The 18,968-nt window shown below is 57.7% G+C and carries 21 protein-coding genes and 1 tRNA gene; 4 read left to right on the top strand and 18 right to left on the bottom strand.

Translation table 11 applies throughout. The features are described from left to right. The first annotated feature begins 72 nt into the window (after nt 1-72). The 3 genes from KVQ82_RS28890 (at nt 73) to KVQ82_RS28880 (ending at nt 3,712) form a co-directional block, all read left to right on the top strand. Nucleotides 73-1,833 (top strand): terminase ATPase subunit family protein, encoded by a 1,761-nt coding sequence (locus KVQ82_RS28890; RefSeq protein ID WP_222017192.1) that lies wholly within the window; start codon nt 73-75, stop codon nt 1,831-1,833. After that, on the top strand, nt 1,833-2,888 hold the full coding sequence (locus KVQ82_RS28885; RefSeq protein ID WP_222017190.1) for a phage portal protein: 1,056 nt from the start codon (nt 1,833-1,835) through the stop codon (nt 2,886-2,888). Before KVQ82_RS28890 ends, KVQ82_RS28885 begins: the two co-directional genes overlap by 1 nt. A 62-nt stretch (nt 2,889-2,950) precedes the next feature. Beyond that, entirely contained in the window at nt 2,951-3,712 is a 762-nt protein-coding gene (locus KVQ82_RS28880) for a DNA adenine methylase (protein ID WP_222017188.1), read from the top strand. Between the two features lie 68 nt (nt 3,713-3,780). Here KVQ82_RS28880 and KVQ82_RS28875 read toward each other — a convergent pair whose 3' ends face one another. The 15 genes from KVQ82_RS28875 to KVQ82_RS28805 all read right to left on the bottom strand — a co-directional run bounded on the left by KVQ82_RS28875 (nt 3,781) and on the right by KVQ82_RS28805 (nt 14,885). Further along, nucleotides 3,781-4,440: a hypothetical protein gene (locus KVQ82_RS28875; protein WP_222017186.1), complete on the bottom strand. Its 660-nt coding sequence runs from the start codon at nt 4,438-4,440 to the stop codon at nt 3,781-3,783. A gap of 742 nt (nt 4,441-5,182) precedes the next feature. Next, complete coding sequence (locus tag KVQ82_RS28870) at nt 5,183-5,422, bottom strand: hypothetical protein (RefSeq protein ID WP_260687864.1); 240 nt, start codon at nt 5,420-5,422, stop codon at nt 5,183-5,185. 83 nt (nt 5,423-5,505) lie between these two features. Continuing rightward, a complete protein-coding gene (locus KVQ82_RS28865) occupies nt 5,506-5,769 on the bottom strand; it encodes a hypothetical protein (RefSeq protein WP_186646219.1) in 264 nt (87 codons plus the stop codon). A gap of 236 nt (nt 5,770-6,005) precedes the next feature. After that, nucleotides 6,006-6,197, bottom strand: coding sequence for a hypothetical protein (locus KVQ82_RS28860; RefSeq protein ID WP_186646217.1), 192 nt, complete (start codon nt 6,195-6,197; stop codon nt 6,006-6,008). Between the two features lie 239 nt (nt 6,198-6,436). Continuing rightward, nucleotides 6,437-6,655: a hypothetical protein gene (locus tag KVQ82_RS28855; RefSeq protein WP_186646215.1), complete on the bottom strand. Its 219-nt coding sequence runs from the start codon at nt 6,653-6,655 to the stop codon at nt 6,437-6,439. A gap of 164 nt (nt 6,656-6,819) precedes the next feature. Next, entirely contained in the window at nt 6,820-7,623 is an 804-nt protein-coding gene (locus tag KVQ82_RS28850) for a Bro-N domain-containing protein (protein ID WP_222017183.1), read from the bottom strand. A gap of 86 nt (nt 7,624-7,709) precedes the next feature. Beyond that, nucleotides 7,710-7,916: a hypothetical protein gene (locus tag KVQ82_RS28845; RefSeq protein ID WP_222017181.1), complete on the bottom strand. Its 207-nt coding sequence runs from the start codon at nt 7,914-7,916 to the stop codon at nt 7,710-7,712. Next, on the bottom strand, nt 7,913-8,071 hold the full coding sequence (locus tag KVQ82_RS28840) for a hypothetical protein (RefSeq protein ID WP_222017179.1): 159 nt from the start codon (nt 8,069-8,071) through the stop codon (nt 7,913-7,915). Before KVQ82_RS28840 ends, KVQ82_RS28845 begins: the two co-directional genes overlap by 4 nt. A gap of 1,108 nt (nt 8,072-9,179) precedes the next feature. Further along, nucleotides 9,180-10,061, bottom strand: a complete 882-nt coding sequence (locus KVQ82_RS28835; RefSeq protein ID WP_222017177.1) for a hypothetical protein — start codon at nt 10,059-10,061, stop codon at nt 9,180-9,182. Nucleotides 10,062-10,178: 117 nt separating this feature from the next. Further along, nucleotides 10,179-10,254 (bottom strand) — tRNA-Thr (locus tag KVQ82_RS28830). A 419-nt stretch (nt 10,255-10,673) separates the two neighbouring features. Then, nucleotides 10,674-11,909 (bottom strand): methyltransferase, encoded by a 1,236-nt coding sequence (locus tag KVQ82_RS28825; protein ID WP_222017175.1) that lies wholly within the window; start codon nt 11,907-11,909, stop codon nt 10,674-10,676. Next, nucleotides 11,890-12,579, bottom strand: coding sequence for an ABC transporter permease (locus tag KVQ82_RS28820; protein ID WP_003220713.1), 690 nt, complete (start codon nt 12,577-12,579; stop codon nt 11,890-11,892). Before KVQ82_RS28820 ends, KVQ82_RS28825 begins: the two co-directional genes overlap by 20 nt. Further along, complete coding sequence (locus KVQ82_RS28815) at nt 12,576-13,271, bottom strand: ABC transporter permease (protein ID WP_007961693.1); 696 nt, start codon at nt 13,269-13,271, stop codon at nt 12,576-12,578. Before KVQ82_RS28815 ends, KVQ82_RS28820 begins: the two co-directional genes overlap by 4 nt. Before the next feature lie 77 nt (nt 13,272-13,348). Continuing rightward, nucleotides 13,349-14,098: an ABC transporter substrate-binding protein gene (locus tag KVQ82_RS28810; RefSeq protein ID WP_182403420.1), complete on the bottom strand. Its 750-nt coding sequence runs from the start codon at nt 14,096-14,098 to the stop codon at nt 13,349-13,351. 13 nt (nt 14,099-14,111) lie between these two features. Beyond that, nucleotides 14,112-14,885 carry an ABC transporter ATP-binding protein gene (locus KVQ82_RS28805; RefSeq protein WP_041071351.1) on the bottom strand — a complete coding sequence of 258 codons (774 nt, stop codon included), beginning with the start codon at nt 14,883-14,885 and terminating at the stop codon, nt 14,112-14,114. Nucleotides 14,886-15,437: 552 nt separating this feature from the next. Between KVQ82_RS28805 and gabP the strand changes: the two genes are divergently transcribed. Then, nucleotides 15,438-16,829, top strand: a complete 1,392-nt coding sequence (gabP, locus tag KVQ82_RS28800) for a GABA permease (protein WP_041071354.1) — start codon at nt 15,438-15,440, stop codon at nt 16,827-16,829. A 70-nt stretch (nt 16,830-16,899) separates the two neighbouring features. Here the strand turns inward: gabP and KVQ82_RS28795 are convergent, their stop codons facing one another. From KVQ82_RS28795 to KVQ82_RS28785, 3 genes are read right to left on the bottom strand one after another with little or no spacing between them, the layout of a single operon-like run. Further along, the gene (locus KVQ82_RS28795; RefSeq protein ID WP_041071357.1) at nt 16,900-17,352 is read right to left on the bottom strand and encodes a hypothetical protein; all 453 of its coding nucleotides are present in this window, start codon (nt 17,350-17,352) and stop codon (nt 16,900-16,902) included. Between the two features lie 6 nt (nt 17,353-17,358). Continuing rightward, nucleotides 17,359-17,772, bottom strand: a complete 414-nt coding sequence (locus KVQ82_RS28790) for a hypothetical protein (RefSeq protein WP_222017173.1) — start codon at nt 17,770-17,772, stop codon at nt 17,359-17,361. Between the two features lie 28 nt (nt 17,773-17,800). Then, nucleotides 17,801-18,751 carry an alpha/beta fold hydrolase gene (locus KVQ82_RS28785; protein WP_222017171.1) on the bottom strand — a complete coding sequence of 317 codons (951 nt, stop codon included), beginning with the start codon at nt 18,749-18,751 and terminating at the stop codon, nt 17,801-17,803. Nucleotides 18,752-18,968: the final 217 nt, after the last annotated feature.

The raw sequence follows: 18,968 nt of genomic DNA, 5'->3' as shown, positions 1-18,968 counted from the left end.
CCAGTTGTAGGCCCGTGCGCTACATGGCACATCGCTACGCCTTCACGCGCGCGAGGCGTCAGCATCGCCGCCATGACTACAGCCGCAGCCACTCCCATCCGCGATAACCGCCGTCAGGCCAAGTTCCTCTACTGGACCGGCCTGCGGATCTGCGCGATCGCAGAAATGCTGGATGAAAAGGAAAAGACCGTTCATGCGTGGAAAACGCGCGACGAGTGGGATCGGGCAGATAACGTGGAGCGCATCGGAGGTGCGCTGGAAGCGCGGCTGGTGCAACTGATCCTCAAGGACGACAAGACCGGCGGCGACTTCAAGGAAATCGACCTGCTGCACCGTCAACTAGAACGGCAGGCGCGGATCGAGCGCTACAAGTCCGGTGGCACCGACACCGACCTCAACCCCAATCTGGCCAAACGCAACGACGGCCCGAAGAAGAAAGCGGCTCGCAACGAATTCAGCGAAGACCAGATCGAGCTGCTCACTGAGGCATTTAAAGACGGCTGCTTTGGCTATCAGCTGGACTGGTACCGGGCGAGTAATCAGCGCACCAGGGCGATCCTAAAAAGCCGGCAGATCGGTGCCACCTACTACTTTGCTCGCGAGGCATTCATTGACGCCCTGGTCACCGGGCGAAACCAGATTTTCTTGTCTGCGTCGAAGAACCAGGCGCACATCTTCAAGGCCTACATCCAAGGGTTTGCCCGCGAGGTTTGCGGTGTCGAGCTCACTGGCGATCCGATCATTCTGGCGAACGGCGCCGAGCTGCATTTCCTCGGTACCAACGCCCGAACCGCTCAGGGTTACCACGGTAATTTCTACTTCGACGAGTTCTTCTGGACGTTCAAATTCAACGAGCTGAACAAGGTCGCCAGCGGCATGGCGATGCAGAAGCAATACCGGCGCACCTACTTTTCCACGCCATCGAGCATGGCGCATGAGGCCTACACGTTCTGGACCGGTGAACGCTTCAACAAGGGCAAGCCGGTCGCCCAGCGGCTGAAACTAGACGTGTCGCACGACGCGCTGCAGCAGGGCCGACTCTGCGAGGACAGGATCTGGCGCCAGATCGTCACCATCTTGGATGCGGAGCAGCGCGGCTGCGACCTGTTTGACCTTGAAGAGCTACGCCTCGAGTACAACGCGGACGCCTTTGCCAACCTGTTGATGTGCCAGTTCGTCGACGACGGGGCGAGCATATTCCCGCTCAATGTTCTGCAGCCTTGCATGGTCGACAGTTGGGTCGAATGGTCCGAGGACTACAAACCCTTCGCCGCGCGGCCGTTCGCCGATCGGCAGGTTTGGATTGGTTACGATCCGGCGGAAACCGGTGATAGCTCCGGCCTGGTGGTCGTGGCCCCGCCAACCGTGCCAGGTGGGAAGTTCCGGGTGCTCGAGCGCCACCAATTCCGTGGGATGGACTTCGCCGCCCAGGCCGAGGCGATCCGCTTGGTCACGATGCGCTACTGGGTGACATACATCGGCATCGACATCACGGGCATGGGCTCTGGCGTGGCCCAGCTGGTGCGCCAATTCTTCCCCAACGTGACGACGTTCAGCTATTCCCCCGAGGTCAAGACGCGCCTGGTGCTCAAGGCCTACGACGTGATTCACAAAGGGCGCTTGGAGTTCGATGCCGGCTGGATCGACATGGCGCAGTCGCTCATGGCGATCCGCAAGACCATCACGGCCAGCGGCCGGCAATTCACCTACACGGCAGGCCGAACCGACGAGACCGGGCACGCGGATCTCGCATGGGCTCTTTTCCACGCACTGCAGAACGAACCGCTTGAGGGCCAAACCTCAACGAATACCGGCTTCATGGAGATTTATTGATGAGCAACAGCGGCAGCGAAACCACGCAATCGTCCACTTCAGCCCCGGCTGCGGCCGAGGGACAGCTGCTGCCGGCAACGGGCGGCAAGATGGAGGCCTTCACCTTCGGAGACCCTACGCCGGTGCTCGATGAGCGGGGGATTCTGGACTACTTGGAGTGCTGGCTGAACGGTCGTTGGTACGAGCCGCCTATGTCGCTAGATGGGCTGGCCAAGTCCTCCCGGGCCAGCGTGTTCCTGCAGTCGGGTTTGAATTTCAAGCGCAACATGCTCGCCCGCACCTTCATCCCCCATAAATTGCTGTCGCGGCAGACTTTCGAACAGTTCGCCCTGGACTTCCTATGGTGTGGCAATGGCTACCTCGAAAAGCGCGAGAACATGCTGCGCGGTACGCTCGGCCTGCAGCCCGCTTTGGGCAAATACATGCGCCGAGGCGAGGATCTCGAAACGTACTACCAGGTACGCGGGTGGCGCGATGAGCATGAATTCAAGCGCGGTACGGTTTACCACCAGCGTGAGGCGGACATTAACCAGGAGATCTACGGACTTCCGGAGTGGTTGCCTGCCCTGCAAAGCGCGCTGCTTAACGAGTCTGCCACCTTGTTCCGCCGCAAGTACTACAACAACGGCAGCCATGCCGGTTTCATCATGTACATGACCGACACCGCGCAGAACGAGACGGACGTGGGTGCATTGCGCGCCGCACTCAAATCCGCCAAAGGGCCGGGGAATTTCCGAAACCTGTTCATGTACGCCCCAGGCGGCAAGAAGGACGGCATTCAGCTGATCCCGGTCAGCGAGGTGGCGGCGAAGGATGAATTCGGCTCGATCAAAAACATCAGCCGCGACGACATGCTCGCGGCGTTGCGCATTCCCCCTCAACTGATGGGAATCGTGCCGCAAAACGCCGGCGGTTTCGGCTCGATCAAAGAGGCCGCACAGATCTGGGCCATGAACGAGCTCGAACCCATCCAGGCTCGTCTGCAGCAGGTCAATGAATGGTTGGGCGAAGAGGTGATTCGCTGGAGGCCGCTGGAGCCTGTTTCCGACAAATGATCAGCCCGGGCGGCTGCTCATTGAAGCTGCCGCCCATTTTCAATCCGAAGTAAGGACCACCAATGTCTGCACCGATTTTCCCTTGGATGGGCGGTAAGCGCCGTATGGCGAAACACATCCTGCCGGAGTTTCCAGACCATGATTGCTACGTTGAGCCGTTCTGCGGCGGCGCGGCGTTGTTTTTTATGAAGGAGCCCAGCCGCGTGGAGGTGATCAACGACTTCGACGGCGAGGTGGTGAACCTCTATCGGGTCGTTGCCAATCACCTGGAAGAGTTCGTGCGCCAGTTCAAATGGGCACTGGTGAGCCGCACGATGTTCGCATGGGCAAAAGAGCAGGCGCCGCGCACGCTGACCGATATCCAGCGCGCAGCGCGCTTTTTCTATCTGCAGAACCTGTGTTTCGGCGGCAAGGCAAAAGGCCGATCTTTCGGGACCGCGACCACTTCGGCGCCAAGGCTAAATTTGCTGCGTATCGAAGAGAAACTCAGCGACGCCCATCTGCGCTTGGCGCGAACCACTGTTGAGCACCTGGATTGGAAGGAGTGCATCCGCCGGTACGATCGGAACCACACGCTGTTTTATCTAGATCCGCCTTACTGGGAGACCGCTGGATACGACGCTGGGGATTTTGGTTTTGAACAGTTCGAAGCCATGGCGGATCTGGCGCGATCGATCCGGGGGAAGATGGTGATATCGGTGGGTGACCATCCGAAAATTCGCGAGGTGTTTGCGGGGCTACGTCTCAAGGAGGTGCCGTTTCGGCATACCGTGGGTGGTAGCGGTGGCATCGAAGTGAACGAGCTTGTTTATTTCAACTGGTGATCATCGGAAAGCAAAAAGCCCGCACGAGTGCGGGCTTTTCTTGGCCTTCTGAAGCGAGTCAGGCCCTTTTACTCTTCCTCCACGCTGAACGAAATACCCACTGGCAGTATGACTTTCGAGATCAACGCCAGATGATATTGCTGATCGTCGTTTTCCGACCAAAGCTGATCTGCCAGACCATCGAGAGCATCTTGATCGGGGATTTCAACCAGCGAAGCGTTCAGCATCTGGTAGTAGTAGACGTGCAGGCCCAGCGCCAATGCAGTGGACATTTGGCGTTGCCAGAAGAATTTTCCTTCGCCAGTCTGGTGATTGTCCGACAAAATCACATCATAGCGATTGAGGATGTAGTTGAAGAAAACCTTCTGAGCCACATCTCTCAGAACCAGCGAATGACGCGAATCAGTCGAGCGCCACACCAAATTCTGGGTCGCAGGTCGGCAGTTCAAATCAACGATTCCCGTAATCACCACTTGGTTATAGTAAGCAATCGATTTCAGGACATCATTGACCAGCGCAATCTCGAAGCGATCACTGGATGGACGAGTACGGTGGTCTACACGAAGCAGTCGATAACCAGGTGTCATCACACACTGCGCGTCCGCGCTGATATCGGTGCAATTTTCAGCGCCGACCAACGAATCGTAAAGACGAGCGTTCTCCTCACGCACCATCAGGTGAGCGAAAAGCTGAATCACTTCGTTGTCTTTAACGATGAGCCTAGGCATACATACCAACTATTCGTAACCGCTATGTGTCTTCAGGCCTGTGTGAGATTTTGCGGAGCGAACCTCACACGAAAATGCCTTTCAGCGCTTGCAAGCAAATACAAGCTTCTGCAAGAACACATTTGAACACGGTTGACACTAATGTCAACCCAATTAGGTTGCATAAAGTCTTCCGTTCGGCGGCCGTTTCGCCGAACAATCGCCAGTCGGAATCACCAACCTATTCAATCGACAACGATTTTCAACAGACGGTGAAGGATTCATCTCTTCGCCGCTCGGCAAACTATTACTGAATCGTAAATCACCGATTTGAGGCGCATGTCGACGCGGATGTCTCTTGGCAAAGCGCTCAGCGGCGCTATACGCACCGTGGATTGCGTGTGAAAATACTGTTTGCCCATACAGTATTGGTCGTTTTATGGCTCGCGATCTTCCCCCATTCAAGCCAGTGACGCAGGCCGAGCTGCGCCATATCTGGGTAATGCATCCCCCGTGTTGACGGCTGGTCCTCGAGGTCGAGCGTTACCGCCGCGTCATCGCGAAGATCGATGATCTGTACAAGGTCACCCACCAGTCGTGGCGCGATAATTTAGGCGGCAACCTCACGGCGCTACATCTGCTGCAGCAAATAATGACTGAAGAGCGCGGACGCTTACCGGCGCAGATAGAGGATGCAGATTCCGCCCAATAAAAAGGCTCCCATCTTTCCGGTGGGAGCCTCATGAGCTTTATCCCGAGCGTATCAGAGCGGATCGAAGCCAGAGCGTGAAAGGACGTTCTGCAGCTTATCGACGGCCTGCTTTACCAGGTGGGCCTCATCTTCGTTTACCGAGTGGCTGTTGAACTCGAACCAACCGACGCGTTTCACGAAGTGAGCAAGCGCAGACGTCTCAGCCTCCGTCAAAAACTCGCTTTCAGGTGCGCCCGTTGGAGTGGCAACGGTAAGGGTTATTGTTTTTCGATCTAAGGGTTCGTCATTCATAGCTGCCTTCCTCATAAAGACAAGGAAGGTATAACCCTTACCGCGGACTTACCTAGACGGTAAGCGAGCATGCATCCACTGGATCAGCCCCTAAGTGCCCAGGTTGGCCACTTCTCACCTTTGCAGCCACCGTAGAACTGAGAAGCCGCCTCGTGTGCGGACAGCTTTGCTGGGATTCTTTCTGCGGCATAAAACGCGTTATCCATGCTGATCATCAGGCCGGTACCGGAATAGTCGTGTCTCTCCGTGCCTTCATCGTCATGTTTGGCGGTATTGATGGCATTGGCGATCAATGCTGTCTGGACTTCGGTAATGAACTGATATTTTTTCCAATCGAATTCTGTCACTGCTTATGCTCCATATGACCAACTTGAGTGTCCCAAGCGCGATATCCTACGGTCGGTGAAGGCCAATTGCTAGCAGGCCTCCGCGTCCGCGAGGTGCGGCTAGATCATCCTTACCGTCTGCTTACCAACACGGTAAGGGCTGCTTTAAGTGGAGCCTCGTTCAGATAAAAAAGCCCCCACGCTCTCGCAGTGTGGGGGCTTTTTTGATCTAAGCGCTGTTATTCGTAACCCGGCAGTCACTCGCTCATCTTTTTCCAATCGGTTTTCGATTTCTCGGCCGGTTTGCCCAAAACATAGGCCACGTGTACCTTGCCTTCGTTATTCGCGCTCGGCACCACTGCCAGCAGCTTCCAGCCATCGGCTAGCCGCTTGTTGGCATTGTCGGCGCCGGCTACCTGCACCACTTCTGCAGCTTCACTCATTTGCATCTGTCTTACTCCTTGTGATTGCGCCGTGATGGCCCGGCCAGCGTAGCGTATAGGCTAGGCCGCCGGATGTTCTTTTACGTTCGGGGCTTACCGTCAAGTAGCCCTCAACTCACTGGGCATGAAATCGGGCTGCCTTCTTGAATACCCAGCACTTGGTCGTAGTCTTGCGGATAGTGCTGTCCACCACCTTCCTATGAAGTCAGAACGCACGTCATTTACCGATGCCAGTCATGTGATGCCTAGTACTGCCGTAATCGCGTGATCGCGTCTGTAATTGCCGCCGCATTCCTGTCCAGGGTCTCTAAGGCCACTACAGCATTATCGGCGACAACATCTGCGCCAGCCCCTGAGATCCAATGAGTGATCTCTTCTATAGCCGCACCCAGCGCATGCTGATTGTGCAGCAGCAAAGTCAGGGCATCGGCGGTGGTGATATTGGAATTCGAGTTATCTGGCATTGGAATCGTCCTTGAGCGAAAGCCTCCGAAAGGCTAGTTCATGAGTGCCAGATCAGATTAGCTCAAGCATTTATCTCTCGATGAGGGACGGCCATTTATTCATTGTTAATGATGCGGCGAACTCGCCTTACCGCCAGATCACTCAAGCGGTAAGGCACCACCATTTATTGGGCTCGAATTTGGGTCGGCTTCTTGAAAACCCAGCACTTGGTCGTGGTCTTGCGGATAGTGCTGTCCACCGCCTTCATCCCCACGAATTGGGGCTCGGTGCAACGTTTCAGGGCGTTCGTCACCTCGGTGCTGACCATGGCCTGAATGCCATTTGCTGCGAACAGTTCGACCAGGTGCGGCATGTTCAATGCGAACAGTTGCGAGTCCTTGGAGTGGTTGTACGCAATGCCCTTGGAGTCCAGCTGCAGGAGCGCGGCCCAGAAATCGGCAACAAGGTCGGCCTGGGGAGGCTCGACACTGCCGATGGTTTCCAGATCCGGTACCGGCAAACCCATTGCGGTGGACAACTGCGTGATCTCGATACCGAGCAAATCACGCACAGTTCGATTACGGGTGCGCATCAATTCCTTCACCAGCCCAAGACGATGCTTCGACATGCTGATCTGCTGATTGACCGTGAGCTTCTCGCTGAGCGAATAGCTGCCGGTTTTTCGCAGCGATGGGAGCACGTCATGAGTGACCCAGCGTTTGAACCGTTTCGCTTGAGGTTTTCTGCTTGAGAGCACCAGGCTGTATAAGCCTGCCTCATTGATCATCACCACCTGCTGTGGTCCACCAAGGGTGCGCACATTGCGCGTACCCTTTTCGTCGTCATCCAGCCGACTGTATGCGTCGCTTGGGTTCGCAATTTCGAGGACACGACAGACGTCCGTTGCTACGAACCAGGTTTCGCCATCCTCGCCGGTATCAATGCGAACGGGGAGGGTTTCAAACTCAAATATAGATGGCATCGACATTGCGTTTCTCACTATGCGTGGTTGCCGGCTTCAAGCCGCCAAAGAGTGGGCCAAGGGTATCGGTACTACCGATACCCTTTAACGATTCAGATCCGGCGATGGTTGTTGTTGGCGGAGCGAATGACGCTGTCCAAGTCAGCGCAGATCCGGTCCAAGAAGCCAGCCAGCATTTGCGGCGTGTACAGGCCGGCGTGGTCGGCCTGCTGAGCGAGCGCATGCACCAGGGCAAGCGAATCCCGCACCCGTTCCAAATCAAACAGATCGTCGTCAGAGAGGCAGTAGGGCTTTCTCATACGGCATCCCCGTGCGTTTCAAGAACGCGCACCTGGTGCATGTGATGGTTGTAGCGCTTGAGGCGAGTAGCGAGGGAGGAGTTAGCGTGCAACGCGGCGAGAGCCATGCGGCGATGGGCAAGTGCGCGGATTCTGGACGGAATGAGGGCGGTCATAGTGAAGCTCCTTTTGCTGACAGGAGCTGCCACGTTCGTTACCAAGCGAATGGGTGGCAGCTGTACGCAGGTTGGTAAACCGGGGCAAAAGGAACCCGGCAGGCCCGAAGACCTCCCACGCACAGCCGCCATAACACGGAACTGCGGGCACAAAAAAAGCGCCTGCAGTTGTGAAGATGGGCGCTGTTGCGCCTTTTGCATGTCGGGTTACCAAGCCCGGTCGCTGAATTTGCAGCGACGACCGCACTGTACGCCTCTCAATGTCCGGGGATCAAGTGTCCCCGGACAATATTTCATATCACTGTACGCTGCAGCCGCCGGGGGCCGTCCTTCTGTTGTGGTGGTCACCATCATCGGTCGGTAGCCGGTGGCCGGTGGCCGGTGGCGTGTGGCCGATGGTAGGTGGCGGTCCGTCGGTGACCGATGGTCGGTGGCCGGGGGGCTGTTCGTGCACCATTGCGGGGCAGTCCGGAGGCTCTAGGCTGGTCTGCACCTGGCGCGCGCCGTCGTCCCCCCGCCACGCCTGCGGGCTAAACGGGTCTCAATTTCTGCACACCTGCAGCCATCCATCAGCAGCGCCCGCCGGGCTTCTCCTGTACGAACAGGGGGAGAGAAAAACCTACAAAACCCTGCACACTCCAGTTGTTTTTCGAGCGGCCAGAAGCTCAATCCTGAGGCCCTTTTTTCAAGTGACCCATGGGAAACAAGTAATTTTGGTATGGACAGGTAAGAAATCAGCCGGAGCCCGCTTGCGGTGCGGTTTTGAGCACTTACTTTGCACTGGCTTTTTTGAGTAAGGAGAGGAGTAATTTTTTGCTAAATGTATGATTTATATAGATATTTTATTTTCGATTTCTGACCTAGGTTAAAGGTAATATTAATTCTACAAATTACTTAAACCTTACCTGATCCAATCAACTGAAAGCCTTGTGTTTGAAGACTTTCAGAGCGATCACCGAAAAACTTACCAAAAATACCAGTTTCCCTTGGGTCAACATAAGAATGGAGCAAGCTACGAGAGCGTGAGGTCATGTTCCCGCTCTCGCAGCATGTCTCTCACATGCGAACTGTCACCAGAACTGCAACAAAACCCGCGATATTGTGCGCCTCAAGGCCATTTGAATGGACCAAGCCTGCCAGGTGTCTTGTTCGGCTTCGAAGGCATTCCGTCCCAGCGTAGTGTTAAACGAGTAGCCAGCACCATGCCCATAAGTACCGCAACCACCAAGATCGAAGCTAAAACTCCCCAGCGATTCTGCAGCTCAAATCCCTCGACCATCAGTACCAACAGCTGTGCTCCGCTGATGTATGAAGTCGCAGCGACAAAAAACGATAACACCCTTGGTATGCCAAAGGCCTGTGGGCTTAGCCAAGCTACAAGAAACACGATATTCAAACAAAAAAGTGCCCATGCGCATAAACCCTGAACTGCAGGTTTTAGATAGCGCATGTAGGGCGATTTAGGCTGGGTGAGATCTGTATAGGTGACGTGTGGGATCCCTGCTATACGCGCACGGACACTGTATGCAGGCTTTTTACCGGAGGTGATTATATTTATGGAGACGGAGTCACCAGAGTTCGAGAGGTGCGGTGAGATCTGCACGGTGTTATCCGTTGTGGATAGCTGGACTGGTATATCGCTAGGAACGGTACCAGTGACTCGTGCCGTGATGACTTTCGCTTCATCCTCGACATGAATTTCGATTGGTTTGTCGAAATCTTTGCTCAGCACCGCTTTGGAGCCGGTATTGATCAATTCAACAGTCGAAGAATAAGGGGATTCGAGCTTCTTCCCATCAAGTACCAATTGAAGATCATGAATCTGGGAGGCTGGCTCAAGGGAGGTAATGGAATTCAGCCGAAGCTCCATCCCTTTCGAAGACGGATCGGACTGCCAGACTACTGGCACCACAACTCCGAGAATGGATACGGAGAAAGTAACAAGAAACTTCCAGTCCAGAAATTTCCAACCTAGGAATCGCCAAGCCATAGCAGTCACTCCTTCGCCCTGAACCGTAACGGGGCCCCCGTCATCGGCTTGTTACGTCCCTTGTTACGTCTTCCAGATAAACAAAAGGCCCGCATTGCTGCGAGCCCTTGTTTTGTATGGTGCCGGCACCAGGAGTCGAACCCGGGACCTACTGATTACAAGTCAGTTGCTCTACCAACTGAGCTATACCGGCGTGTGGGCGACGATTATAGCGATTGGGTGGGTTCTGTAAACCCCTGAATTCAGACTATTTTTACGTAGGCGCTGTATCAGGCGCGGCATGGGCTGTGTCATTGGGTGTTAAGCCGCAAAATCGGGCTGTTCGACGTCAATCCAGCAGGCGAGTGTTGGCAGGATTTCTGCGCTGTTCAAGCACCCATTTCCCCCGTTTATGTCCTTTTGATTGGAAGCTTATGCACAACGGATCGGCGCTACGGCGGCGTTGCAGGGGATTTTGTGGACACGTTCTCATTTTGTGTGCAAGGCCCTGTTTTACAGGTTTTTTATCAATGTGCACAAAAAATGACCAATGCTGTTTTTGTCATGCAATGGCCGTGGATATTGGATCCACGGGGAAACCATCAACAGAGTTATCCACAGGCTGTAAAGATTTTAAGCGCGTTCGGCCAGCAGCAGAAAATTACGCGGCGTCAGCGAGCTGTCGCAGAAGGTGCCGAGTCGTACGACGTACCCCTGTTCGGCGAGGAAAATGGCTCGATCAAGAATCAGCCAAAGCTCCAGCGGTCGTCGGAACAGTCCGCGCAGTAATTCCAGGTTGCGAACTTCGGCCAATCGCTGCCAACCGGCAGCTTCCAGTGCCTGCCAGTTCGGCGTGCCGATTGTGGATAACTCCTTCAATGCAGCCAGATCGCGGCAGTAATCGGCGAAGGTTTTGTCCAGCCAGGCGCTGGGCAGGGACGGGGTAGGCAGGTATTCGTCTACTTCACGCACTTGCCGTTGCAGCAAATCGAAAGCCAGGCGCCGGGCCATGGAGGTGTCGCGCTGACGTCGGACTCTTGCACCGGCGGTGACGGTTTCGCTCATGGGCAGCGCCAGATCTTCGAGCGAGAGCTGTAGGGCGGATCGCAAACCCGCTGAGGACAATGCGTGGTACTCGCTGCGATTGATCCTGTTGTAGCAGCACGGCGCGATAGCCATCCGCTGACATCCGGCAGCGCTCGCCAGTTGCATCAAGCGCACATGCAGATCGCCGCAGGCGTGCAGGGCGACCGGGGTGTGGTGAGCGCTCAACACGTTCGCCGCGTCTGCGGCCAGCACATCCTGCTCGACATGCAGGGCATGCAAATGATGGCGCTGACTCAGAGCCTGACCGCTGGCGACCAGCGCCGGATCGTATTCAACACAGGTCAGCTGTTGCCCGGCGCTCAACAGGCGCCGGCCCAAATGCCCTTTGCCGGAACACCAGTCCAGCCAATGCGTTGGCGGCGAGGCGAAAGACAAACGGCTGCCGAACGCTTCAATCTGCTGCCACTTGCGTCCCGGCACGTCGACATTCAATCGATGGCCTGCAGTTTCCAGCGCATGTCCCGGCAACTCACCCACTGCGCTCAGCTCAGCCGACAACGCCGCCAAAGAGGCGAACGGCTCCGGGGCGTCGACGAGATCGGCAGGATGGTTGTGCGCCCGCTCTGCATCTTCCAGTGACCGTCTGCGTAGCCAGGAAGACAATTGCGGGTAGGCCGTTTCCCACGGGAGCGAAAGATGAGTGAACGGACGAGGTTTCCACAGCGCCTGATGCGCCGTAAGAAAAGCATCCAGCGCGGTGAAGCGGGCGAGTAGGGCCTCGCCCGTCAGCACGTGGGAAGTTTCAACGCCCTTGGCAGGCATCGACGCGCAGCCAGCGCTCCAGCAGCTTGAAGCCGCGCACCAGCACGTAGGACATCAGCAGATAGAACACGCCGGCGGCGAAGAAGATTTCCACCGGGAGGTAGGTGCGGGCGATGATCGTGCGGGCCATGCCGGTCAGTTCAAGCAGAGTCACGGTGCTCGCCAGTGCGCTGGCCTTGAGCATCAGGATCACTTCGTTGCTGTAGGCCGGCAGGCCGATGCGCGCTGCACGCGGCAGCATGATGTAGAACATCGCCTTGGGTTTGGACATGCCCAGTGCTCGCGCCGCTTCGATTTCGCCCGGCGGAATCGCCTGGATCGCGCCGCGCAGGATCTCCGCGATGTACGCCGCCGTGTGCAGGGTCATGGTCGCGGTGGTACACCAGAACGGATCGCGCAGGTACGGCCACAGCGCGCTGCTGCGCACCGCATCGAACTGCGCCAGGCCGTAATAGACGAGGAACAGTTGCACCAGCAGCGGCGTGCCACGGAAAAAGAAGATGTAGGCGTAGGGCAAGGCGCGCACGTACCACAGCTTCGACGAGCGGGCGATGCCCAGCGGAATCGCCAGCAGCAGGCCGGCAATCACGGCAATCGCCACCAGCTCCAAGGTCAGGGTCGCGCCCTGCGCCAGTTTCGGCAGCCACTTGATGATCACTTCCCAGTTCATGAAGCGCTCCTCGCAAAGCCGCGAGCGGCGCGTTTTTCCAGGAAGTGCATGCCGGTCATCGCCAGCACCGTCAGGCCGAGGTACATGACTGCGGCCACCAGATAGAAGGTGAACGGTTGTTTCGACACGGTCACGCCGATCTGCGCATGACGCATGATTTCTTCCAGACCGATGACTGACACCAGCGCGGTGTCTTTCATCAGGATCATGAACAGGTTGCCCAGGCCCGGCAGGGCGATGCGCCACATCTGCGGCATGATCAGTTTGGTGAAGATCCGCCATTTCGACAGGCCCAGCGCCACACCGGCTTCACGGTGGCCTTTGGGAATGGCGAGGATCGCGCCGCGGAACACTTCCGTGGCGTAGGCGCCGAAGCACAGACCCAACGCGATTACGCCGGCGGCGAAGGCGCTGAGTTGCAGGTCGGGGTTACCGAAAAATTCACCGAGGCTGCGCATCAGGTTGACCGTACCGAAGTAGATCAACAGCACCCAGAGCAATTCCGGGACGCCACGCACCAGGGTCGAATAAGTGCCGCCAAGCCACTGCAGCGGCTTGTACGGGGAAGTCTTGGCCAAGGCGCCGAGCAGACCGAGTACCAGTCCCAGGCACAGGGCCGTCAGCGCCAGTTTGACGGTCATCAGTGCACCGGCGGCGAGGGCCGGGCCGAATCCGTAGAGGTCGATAATCATGGATTTCTTTTCAAATCGCGGCAGGCAAGGCCGGGAGCCGGCGCCGTCGGTGGATGGCGCCGGTCCCGCAGGTCAGATCAATAGATGCTGAACGGGAAATACTTGTCGTTGATCTTCTTGTAGGTACCGTCGGCGACGATTTCCTTCAGCGCGGCGTTCAGCTTCTCGCGCAGCGGGTCACCTTTGCGCACGGCGATGCCGATTTTGTCGCTTTCCACGACCGGGTCGCCTTTGAACTCGTAGGCCTTGCCTGCATCGGTTTTCAGCCAGTCGTAGTTGGCGTACTTGTCGGCGAGGATGGCGTCGACACGACCGGAGGTCAGGTCCAGGTAGGCGTTTTCCTGGGTGTCGTAGAGTTTGACTTCAATATCGCTACCGTAAGTGTCCTCAAGCCAGGTGCCGGCGAGGGTGGCGCGCTGGGTGCCGATGATCTTGCCTTTGAGTGCGTCCTTGTCGGTTTTGAAATCGACGTTTTTCGGCGCGATGAACTGCAGCTTGTTCGAGTAGTACGGGTCGGTGAAGTCCACCGCGCCCTTGCGTTCTTCGGTGATCGACAGCGAGGACACCAGGAAGTCGAACTTCTTGGCGTTCAGCGCAGGGATGATGCCGTCCCAGTCGGAGGTGACCACCGAGCACTCGACTTTCATCTTGGCGCACAGGGCGTCGCCGATGTCTTTGTCGAAGCCGACCACGTTGCCGCTGGCGTCTTTGTTGTTGAACGGCGGGTAAGCCGCTTCGATGCCCATCTTCAGGGTCTCGGCCATGGCCCCGGCGCTGAATGCGAGGGTGACGGCGGCGGCCAGGAAGACCTTTTTAAAATTCTGCATGCATGTTGCTCCGTTAGCGGTTGCTGGACATGAATTGTTTGCAGCGCGCCGAAAGCGGGTTTTCGAACACCTGCTGAGGCGATCCTTGCTCTTCCACCAGCCCCTGGTGGAGGAACACCACTTCGCTGGAGACCTGACGGGCAAAGCCCATTTCGTGGGTCACCAACAGCATGGTGCGGCCTTCTTCGGCCAGTGCGCGGATGACACTAAGTACTTCCTGAACCATTTCCGGGTCAAGGGCGGAGGTGGGCTCGTCAAACAGAATCACCTTCGGCTGCATTGCCAGCGTGCGGGCAATCGCGGCGCGTTGTTGTTGGCCACCGGACAATTGCGACGGGTAGGCGTGGCGCTTGTCGGCGATGCCGACCTTGGCCAGCAGCGCTTCGGCCACCTCGATCGCCTCGGCCTTGCTCTGGCCGAGCACGCGGCGCGGGGCTTCGATGATGTTGTCGAGCACGCTCATGTGCGGCCACAGATTAAAGTTTTGAAATACAAAACCAATCTCGGAACGCAGGCGGTTGATCTGTTTGCCATCGGCAGCAACCAGTTCGCCATTTTTGGCGGGTTTGAGCTTGAGTTCTTCACCGGCCACCAGAATCTGACCCTGGTGCGGGTTTTCCAACAGGTTGATGCAACGCAGGAACGTGGACTTGCCGGAACCGGAGGAACCGAGGATCGAGATCACATCGCCGTCGCGGGCGGTCAGCGAGATGCCTTTGAGCACCTCAAGCTGTCCGTAGCGTTTGTGCAAGTTGCGGATTTCAAGCGCGGGCGTGGCCTCAGCCATGTGCGTTCCTCATATATGTTGCGCTCCTGCTGTTGGCGGGCCTTCCTGGCGAGGCGGCCAAGCTAGCATAGCGTTTCAATGGCAGCCAACAGCGCTACGGGCGGTAAGCGGATGGCGTGTGGCGGGTTGTCGCATCGGCACAGCAGACTGTCGCCCCATCAACAACTGAACGGGTGTTTGAACGTGCAGGCCCGTGGGTGTTGCGTAAAAAAAGGCGCGATGTTGCCAGCTTTGGCGGGGTGTTGGAAGCGCTATCCGGCCGAACGTTCCTGATTCGCCCTTTTATTGTGCATCCCACACTTTTTCAGTGTGTTTCTGGTGCGCCTGTTCGCTTGAAAAGTGAGTCGCAGGGTAACGCTCTGGCGAATTGCCATTAATTTTAAGGACTTGCGATGACTGTCCGGTCGCGTTCAAAGCCGCGGGCCAGAAGAGTTTGAAACATTTTGGCGCATTTATTGCGTGCAGAATCTGGAACGCCCTGTTGGTTTCTTTTTACGAGAAGGAAAATCAGGCAGGTCGGACGCAATCGCTTTCCTCGCAAAGGTAGTTTCGATGAGCAGTACCCCAAGCTCCAATGGCCTCGAACAGGGGCTCAAACCGCGTCATGTGACCATGTTGTCGATCGCCGGTGTTATCGGCGCCGGTCTGTTCGTTGGCTCCGGCCACGCCATCGCTGCCGCCGGCCCTGCCGTGCTGCTGGCTTACGCCGCCGCCGGTACCCTGGTGGTGCTGGTGATGCGCATGCTCGGTGAAATGGCTGTCGCTTCGCCCGACACCGGCTCTTTCTCGACGTACGCCGACCGTGCCATCGGGCACTGGGCCGGCTTCACCATCGGCTGGTTGTACTGGTGGTTCTGGGTATTGGTGATTCCACTGGAAGCCAACGCCGCCGCAACCATCCTGCATGCCTGGTTTCCGAGCGTGGAGATCTGGGCCTTTGCCTTGGTCATCACCATGTTGCTCACGGTGACCAACCTGTTCAGCGTGAAAAACTACGGTGAGTTCGAATTCTGGTTTGCCCTGATCAAAGTCCTGGCGATCATCGGCTTCATCATCCTCGGCCTCGCGGCGATCTTCGGCTTCCTGCCGAACAGTCAGGTCAGTGGCGTTTCGCACTTGTTCGACTCCGGCGGCTTCCTGCCAAACGGCATGGGTGCGGTATTGGGCGCGATCCTGACCACCATGTTCTCGTTCATGGGTACCGAAATCGTGACCATCGCGGCTGCGGAATCGAAGAACCCGGGCAAGCAGATTTCCAAGGCCACCAACTCGGTGATCTGGCGGATCGGCCTGTTCTACCTCGTATCGATCTTCATCGTTGTGGCCCTGGTGCCGTGGAACGATCCGACGCTGGCCAACCTCGGTTCCTACCAGACCGTGCTTGAGCGCATGGGCATTCCGAACGCGAAAATGATCGTCGACATCGTGGTGCTGGTCGCGGTCACCAGCTGCCTGAACTCGGCGCTGTATACCTCGTCGCGCATGCTGTTCTCCCTCGGCAAGCGCGGCGATGCACCGGCGATGTCGACTCGGGTCAACAAAAGCGGCACGCCTTACTGGGCCGTCATGCTGTCGACCGGCGCGGCGTTCCTCTGCACCTTCGCCAACTATGTGGCCCCGGCTGCCGTGTTCGAATTCCTGCTGGCCAGCTCCGGCGCCATCGCGCTGCTGGTGTACCTGGTGATCGCGTTCTCGCAACTGCGCATGCGTAAACAACGCATGGCCCGCGGCGAGAAAATCGTCTTCAGCATGTGGCTGTTCCCGGGCCTGACCTACGCGGTGATCATCTTCATCGTCGCGGCCCTGACCATCATGCTGTTCCAGGAAGCCCACCGCGTGGAAATCCTCGCAACCGGCCTGCTGAGCCTCATGGTAGTCGCCGCCGGCCTGCTGGTCGCGCGCCGCCGCAAGCTGGAAAACCGTGGTGCGGTGGTGCTGAACTGATCCGCAACGCGTAATGCAAAACGGCCGCTGTCAGTGATGACGAGCGGCCGTTTTTGTTTGTGCGCGAGGTTTATTCGCCCTTGTCTTCCTGGGTGTCCAGCGACTTGCCGTAAGTATCCAGCGCAATCCCGAAATCGGTGATGAACTGTGGCTCGGTCAGCCAGGCCTGGGCGGTTTCGATGTCCATGCCGTCGGCCCACATGCGGTAGTCGATCAGCATGTCGGCGGCCAGGTGAGTGGCGGCCATGCCTTCGTTCTCGGCGTTTTCCATGTCCAGCAGCTCTGGATGGTCAACGATGATGAACGCCAGTTCGCGCAGCAGGGTCAGCAGCATTTCGTTGCGACTGACGGCTTCGGCGTCGCGCATTTTGCTGAACATCGCCAGGGTGTATTCCGGGATCGGCTCGTCCAGATGCCCGGGGTTGTCGTCCTGGTCCAGCGGCTTACGGCCGACCATGCGGATGTGCTTGGCTTTGGCCTTGGCGCGTTTGGCGCGTTTCTGTTGCTTGTTCAGGGATGCCATGGGAACTCAGTTCTTCTGTTGGGTGTGTGCGGCGATCGCGTCGGACGCCGCCACATAGTCGGCCTGGAAGGCCGGGGATTCGATCCACGCCAGGGCGCCGGCTTCGTCGGTTTCTTGCGACCACTGGCGATACTCGATCAGCGCGGCGAGGATGAAATCCATCGCGCCTTCTTCGCCTTCCTGCTCGTAGACCAGCTCCAGCAGCGGGTCTTCGAGGAATGCGCTGCACATGGCTTGCTGGCTGATCTTCTCGGCGTCGATCATTTTCTTGAACAGCTCGGTCAGGTCCACCGACTCGAAGTCGATACGGTCATCGTTCGGGTCCAGTTCGAGCGGCGCCTCGGCGCGTTTGCTGCGGTTCTGCTTGGCCTTGGTCTTGGCCCGGGCGGCGCGTTTTTGCTGCTTGTTGGCGGAGGCCATGGTGTGTTCCGTCGTGCGTGGGAAGGGCTCAGCTGCGCGGCACTGTCCGCCCGGGTGTGTCGGGGGGCAGTTCGCCGGTTTGCAGCCAGGTCAGAGCGATGGGCCATAGTGTGGCTTGGTATGCGCTACGAAAAAAGGCGAAATGTCCGACTTGTTGTTCGCCGATGTCCTGCGGCGCGATGCGCAGGTGGGTTTTATGCGCATGACTGAAGTAGCCGAGCAGGCGTTCGATGGCCGGGATCGTGCCGTACGGGTCGTCGCTGATGCTGATCGCCAGGATGTGCGCGCGGACATTGGCGAAGGGCAGGCGGCCGGTTGTTTTCAGCAGTCGGCGGCCACTCGGACGCTGCTCGTAGCGCGCGGCAGGCGTGCTCCAGTCGCGCACGACGCCTGCTGGCGTGTCCTCCAGCCAGCCAAGGTGTTTGCCTGGGAAATAGCCACAGAGGCGCGTCAGAAGCGGCATCAGCACATGCCATTTGCCGAACATGCGCCAGCGCTGTTCCGGCGCGTAGTCGCGCCAGTAAGCGAACTGCGCGCCGACCGTCACCAGCCGACGAATGACCTGCCCGGATTCGCCAAGTCCCGCCGCGCAACCGCCGAAACTGTGGCCGACCACATCGATGGGCTGGCCGGGGAACTCTCGTTGCGCGCGCTTGAGCATCGCCTCGAAATCCAGCGCGCCCCAGTCGGTCCATGAAGCCTCAAGGCCTCTCAGGGTTGCCGGACGCGATTCGCCGATGCCTCGGTAGTCGTAGGTGATCACGTCGAAGCCGTTGGCGAACAGGTAATCGGCGAAGCGTGAATAGTGTCGGCAGCGTACCGAGGTGGCGGCGTTGATGATGACTACCGGGCGTTGCGTATCGGGCAGGGTGTGACGCCAGGTGAAGCCGCAGAGCATAAAGCCATCGGCGGCAGCTTCTTTGAAAGGTTCGCTCACGGTTGCTGTGTCGGGCGTAAACGCGGGACTGCGTGAATTCATATGGACCTGGCCTTGGCGAAGACGGATCGAGAATGAGCTTCAACGCCGGCCTGCGCAATCACTCGGAACGCAGTGCGTTCCGGATTGAAGGTTAGCGACTCTGTAAATTCGAGCCGCAGTGCGTCTCGAATTAGTCCCTTTCGCACCCTGGCCAAGTGCCAATCATTCTAAAACACGTGCTTACCTGGCCGGATCAAATAAGGAGTAACGGTAGGGC

Origin of the sequence: Pseudomonas sp. AO-1 (genome assembly GCF_019775695.1) — a bacterium.
Classification (GTDB): domain Bacteria; phylum Pseudomonadota; class Gammaproteobacteria; order Pseudomonadales; family Pseudomonadaceae; genus Aquipseudomonas; species Aquipseudomonas parakoreensis.
The sequence above is the reverse complement of the archived record's forward strand: the minus strand, read 5'-3'. Positions and strand labels throughout refer to the sequence as shown.

Excerpts from the sequence above, each read along its gene's own strand:
- KVQ82_RS28890 (WP_222017192.1), top strand. The coding sequence starts at position 73 with ATGACTACAGCCGCAGCCACTCCCATCCGCGATAACCGCCGTCAGGCC.
- KVQ82_RS28885 (WP_222017190.1), top strand. The coding sequence starts at position 1,833 with ATGAGCAACAGCGGCAGCGAAACCACGCAATCGTCCACTTCAGCCCCG.
- KVQ82_RS28880 (WP_222017188.1), top strand. The coding sequence starts at position 2,951 with ATGTCTGCACCGATTTTCCCTTGGATGGGCGGTAAGCGCCGTATGGCG.
- KVQ82_RS28875 (WP_222017186.1), bottom strand. The coding sequence starts at position 4,440 with ATGCCTAGGCTCATCGTTAAAGACAACGAAGTGATTCAGCTTTTCGCT.
- KVQ82_RS28870 (WP_260687864.1), bottom strand. The coding sequence starts at position 5,422 with ATGAATGACGAACCCTTAGATCGAAAAACAATAACCCTTACCGTTGCC.
- KVQ82_RS28860 (WP_186646217.1), bottom strand. The coding sequence starts at position 6,197 with ATGCAAATGAGTGAAGCTGCAGAAGTGGTGCAGGTAGCCGGCGCCGAC.
- KVQ82_RS28855 (WP_186646215.1), bottom strand. The coding sequence starts at position 6,655 with ATGCCAGATAACTCGAATTCCAATATCACCACCGCCGATGCCCTGACT.
- KVQ82_RS28850 (WP_222017183.1), bottom strand. The coding sequence starts at position 7,623 with ATGTCGATGCCATCTATATTTGAGTTTGAAACCCTCCCCGTTCGCATT.
- KVQ82_RS28845 (WP_222017181.1), bottom strand. The coding sequence starts at position 7,916 with ATGAGAAAGCCCTACTGCCTCTCTGACGACGATCTGTTTGATTTGGAA.
- KVQ82_RS28840 (WP_222017179.1), bottom strand. The coding sequence starts at position 8,071 with ATGACCGCCCTCATTCCGTCCAGAATCCGCGCACTTGCCCATCGCCGC.
- KVQ82_RS28835 (WP_222017177.1), bottom strand. The coding sequence starts at position 10,061 with ATGGCTTGGCGATTCCTAGGTTGGAAATTTCTGGACTGGAAGTTTCTT.
- KVQ82_RS28825 (WP_222017175.1), bottom strand. The coding sequence starts at position 11,909 with ATGCCTGCCAAGGGCGTTGAAACTTCCCACGTGCTGACGGGCGAGGCC.
- KVQ82_RS28820 (WP_003220713.1), bottom strand. The coding sequence starts at position 12,579 with ATGAACTGGGAAGTGATCATCAAGTGGCTGCCGAAACTGGCGCAGGGC.
- KVQ82_RS28815 (WP_007961693.1), bottom strand. The coding sequence starts at position 13,271 with ATGATTATCGACCTCTACGGATTCGGCCCGGCCCTCGCCGCCGGTGCA.
- KVQ82_RS28810 (WP_182403420.1), bottom strand. The coding sequence starts at position 14,098 with ATGCAGAATTTTAAAAAGGTCTTCCTGGCCGCCGCCGTCACCCTCGCA.
- KVQ82_RS28805 (WP_041071351.1), bottom strand. The coding sequence starts at position 14,885 with ATGGCTGAGGCCACGCCCGCGCTTGAAATCCGCAACTTGCACAAACGC.
- gabP (WP_041071354.1), top strand. The coding sequence starts at position 15,438 with ATGAGCAGTACCCCAAGCTCCAATGGCCTCGAACAGGGGCTCAAACCG.
- KVQ82_RS28795 (WP_041071357.1), bottom strand. The coding sequence starts at position 17,352 with ATGGCATCCCTGAACAAGCAACAGAAACGCGCCAAACGCGCCAAGGCC.
- KVQ82_RS28790 (WP_222017173.1), bottom strand. The coding sequence starts at position 17,772 with ATGGCCTCCGCCAACAAGCAGCAAAAACGCGCCGCCCGGGCCAAGACC.
- KVQ82_RS28785 (WP_222017171.1), bottom strand. The coding sequence starts at position 18,751 with ATGAATTCACGCAGTCCCGCGTTTACGCCCGACACAGCAACCGTGAGC.